At 39.5% G+C, this 3,683-nt stretch carries 5 protein-coding genes; all 5 read right to left on the bottom strand.

The features are described 5' to 3' along the window. The coding region (locus ACLR96_RS10120; RefSeq protein WP_412265853.1) for a V-type ATP synthase subunit F at nt 1-137 on the bottom strand (137 nt) is incomplete at its 3' end. Beyond that, entirely contained in the window at nt 127-1,116 is a 990-nt protein-coding gene (locus ACLR96_RS10115; protein WP_177269844.1) for a V-type ATPase subunit, read from the bottom strand. The genes ACLR96_RS10115 and ACLR96_RS10120, both read right to left, overlap by 11 nt. A gap of 17 nt (nt 1,117-1,133) precedes the next feature. Continuing rightward, nucleotides 1,134-1,703, bottom strand: coding sequence for a V-type ATP synthase subunit E (locus ACLR96_RS10110; protein WP_177269846.1), 570 nt, complete (start codon nt 1,701-1,703; stop codon nt 1,134-1,136). 20 nt (nt 1,704-1,723) lie between these two features. Next, on the bottom strand, nt 1,724-2,215 hold the full coding sequence (locus ACLR96_RS10105; protein WP_177269848.1) for a V-type ATP synthase subunit K: 492 nt from the start codon (nt 2,213-2,215) through the stop codon (nt 1,724-1,726). After that, the coding region (locus tag ACLR96_RS10100) for a V-type ATP synthase subunit I (protein WP_412265848.1) at nt 2,215-3,683 on the bottom strand (1,469 nt) is incomplete at its 5' end. The genes ACLR96_RS10105 and ACLR96_RS10100, both read right to left, overlap by 1 nt.

The following is a 3,683-nucleotide window of genomic DNA, read 5'->3' as shown; positions in this document are numbered from 1 at the left end:
GAGTATCTGTCATCTGCAAGAGATTCTATAAGATCTGAAATCTGTGTATCCGTCCCTGCCTCAAAAATATCAAATCCTACAGTCCTGAAAGCCATCACACTTGCTCGGTCTCCTATTACTGCTATTTTAGCTTCCATAAATACCACTCAGCCCTCTTTCAATCTCTTTTACAGATACATTAAACTCCTTTGAGGCCAATACAAATCTGCATCCTCTTATCTCCCGTTCTTTAAAATACAGAAATGATATCACAGGTCCCGTCCCAAATGCCCAAACCCGCATTCTGTAAAACAACTCTGACATAATGTTTTCTTTCATTATTTCAAAAAATATTACATCTTCCGTATTCTCTATCGGTTTACTTACAGCTTCCCCATAATCGAGTTTCTTCACAAGTTTTCTTATTCCGTCATATCCTTCGGAAAAAGCTTTTTTAAATTCAGAACGTGAGAAAGAGCCTTCATCTGAAAAGACTTTCTCCGCCATACGACCGTCAGCATCTGCTCTCATAAGCCTCAGCGCTGTTGCTATATTGATCATATCGATTTGAGTCATAACATATTCTATCAGCAAAGGATCACCTAATTTCAAAGCCTTACCTTTCATCATCTTCATGACAGCCGCATCTATTATAAGATCTACAGTCTGCGGATCACCTGTTTGTGCAAAACGCTTTACGGCTTCGGCCCCAGCTTCTGCAAGCACCCTGTTTACAGAATCTAAATGCTTTCCTCCTATTGCCTCTTCCATATTACTTACAGAAACAGTCCCTCCTGATTTATATAAATCTGATCTATCTTCACCAGTCTGTCTGCTCTTTACAATGACTTTCATGTTATGTCCGTCTATATGATATCTGAATACATGAGTAAGTCCTATATTCCCTGTTATATCTTCTATAAGCGTATAAGTGTCTGTAAGGTCTTTCTCAAGTGTTGTCCTGTAATCTTCCCATTTTCTGTCTTTGAACACAGAGTTTGAAGATAAAATGTTATATGCTTCTTGAACAGATCCGGCCCCGGCTGCTCTCATAAGCTGAGACTCTGTCACCATCTTATTTTCCAGATATGACGTTCTTGCTGATGCATGAAGGTAATCTGTATCTTTTCTGCCCATTCCAAACACCTCCCTGACTATTCAAAAAGCATAGAAGCAACATCGGTTTCCATTTCTCCGGCAACATTCTTAAGAACAGTATTAAAGGTACAGTCCATCTCTGTATCCTTTTCTATTATCAGAATTCCTCCCGAAAATTCCTTATGAGAAATCTTTGTTCTAATATCAATACCTTTTACCTTCAATCGTGACCCCAGCAAATTCATATCACTTTTATTCAAGACAACAGTGACAGTGTCGCTGCTGCAGTACTTGGTTATAAGCCTTTCGTAGAGAAATTTTTTCTCATCTTTGCCGAGATGTATCAATTTATCTTCTGCTGCAGCAAAAGCTTTCTCCATCATTGTCCTTCTTGCAGAAAGTATGATATTCCTTACATCTGTCTCCGCCTTAGAAAGGCTCCTCCTCTTTAATTCCCGGGACTTTTTTACAGCTTCTTCGATAATACGCTCTTCCTTCAGACGAGCTTCTTGTTCAAAACTGTGTCTCACATGCATACATTCGTTCCTGCCGTGTTCGGCTGTGACCATCGCTTCAGCTTCAGCATCTGAAACGATAACATCCAATATACCTGCTATACTTCCCATGACTTCCTCCTCTGATCACCTCAGATCTTGATATTAAAAATCAATAACATAGATATGAGAAATGCCAATATAGCATAAGTCTCTACAAGCGCAGCTGATACCATAGGTTTTGACACTTGATCAGGTCTTTTAGCAATAACTTTTACTCCTGACGCTGATACTCTTCCCTGATGAATACCGGAAACCAGTCCTACAATGCCAACGGGCAGTGACGCTACTAATATAGCTGCACCAGTCCCTACAGGAAGCTGTACGTCACCTCCCAGCATCCCTGTATTCAGCATAATAATAAATCCGATAAGGAATCCATATATCCCCTGTGTTCCTGGCAGCGCCTGAAGCACAAGACACTGCCCAAACTTATCAGGATCTTCACTTAAAACACCCGACGCAGCTTCTCCTACTATACCCACACCTTTTGCCGAACCCATTCCTGCTAAAACTACTGCTACAGCCACACCTAAATAAGCATAAAAATTTCCGTTAGTAAATAACGTTGCAAACGTTTCCATTACTTTTTTTCCTCCGTTATCCTCACATATTTTGTCTTTATTCTCAGCGGGTCAAATTTCTTTCCTCCGCCTTCATAATATTTACCGAAAAATTCAACATATTGAAGTCTGGCCGAATGTACATATGCTCCCAAAGCATTGATGGCCAGATTTAGAACATGACCTGCTGTAAATACGATTATGAACAATATGACCCCTATTATACCGTTTCCCGCCATAGATCCCATGATATTTACCACGCTGGCTACAACTCCTGTAGCAAGTCCCAGCGCCAATATTCTTGAATACGAAAGTACATCCGAAAAATAACCTGTTATGTTGTACAGACTCATAATACCTGATATTATTTTGCCCGCTGTCTTAGATTTATGCCTTCCTTGAGTAAGGACAAGTCCCACAGCTCCGGTCACCGACAATATATACCCTGCAGTCTTCCATGGGCCGGTCATGAGAAGCATAGGAAGACCTAAGAGAAGCATATACCAAAATCCCACATCAAACAAAGCTCCCCATCTGTCGCCCCGCTTTATCATGATATATGCTTTTATCCCCATACCTGTAAACAGATGAATCACCCCAAGAATACACGCCAGTATCAATACTGTCATGGGCTGAGACAACGGATCTATTAAATACGGAATTTCAATTCGCCTATTAAAAAATGTTTCAGTAATTGTTGTTACAGCATCACCAAACCAACTTCCATAAACAGCTCCCCATAATACTGTGGAAAATCCGCATATTCCTATCATCTTAAAAAACTCTCTGGCTTCATCACCTATATCAAGAAGTTTCGCTCCTAAAAGTCCGCCGAGAATCAAAATTATACCGTATCCGGCGTCTGACAACATCATTCCAAAGAAGATAAAAAAGAACAACCCGATAGCCCAGTTAGTATCAATACTGCGGGACTTTGGTAACGAATACATTTCTGTAATAGTACCGAAGGGCTTCACCAGCTTGTTGTTTTTCATAAGGACAGGATATTCTTCGCAAGAGTCAGGTGCTTCATACTGACAAAAACAGTCATATTCGGCTAATTTTCTGCTTACATTCTCTTTTTCAGACACAGGTATCCATCCAGTTATTATATTCACTTTTTCAGTACTTAAAAAATTTTCCCGGCCTGACATATACTGAATTTTAATCTTAAGAGAATCTGATGCTTTCCCGAGAATCTTTTTTCCCCGGGAAATATCAGAAATCTCTTTTTCTCCCCTGTTAAGATCACTATTCATAGATTTAATATTACTGCGGCAAATTTCAATATTCTCAGCAAAAGTTCCCTTCATATCTTCAATATCAAATTTTTTTGCTCCTAATCTGTTCAAAGCCTCTCCTACCGCCTTATTGTATTTTTTCAGAAACAACAGTGCCACATAATGCGTTTCTTCATCTATATGAACTGTTTCCAAATATACAGGAACCCCTTTGTCAGACAATATTTCTTCTATATTTTCTGAAGTTT

This window comes from Lentihominibacter sp., assembly GCF_046951855.1.
Lineage (GTDB): Bacteria > Bacillota > Clostridia > Peptostreptococcales > Anaerovoracaceae > Lentihominibacter > Lentihominibacter hominis.
The sequence above is the reverse complement of the archived record's forward strand: the minus strand, read 5'-3'. Positions and strand labels throughout refer to the sequence as shown.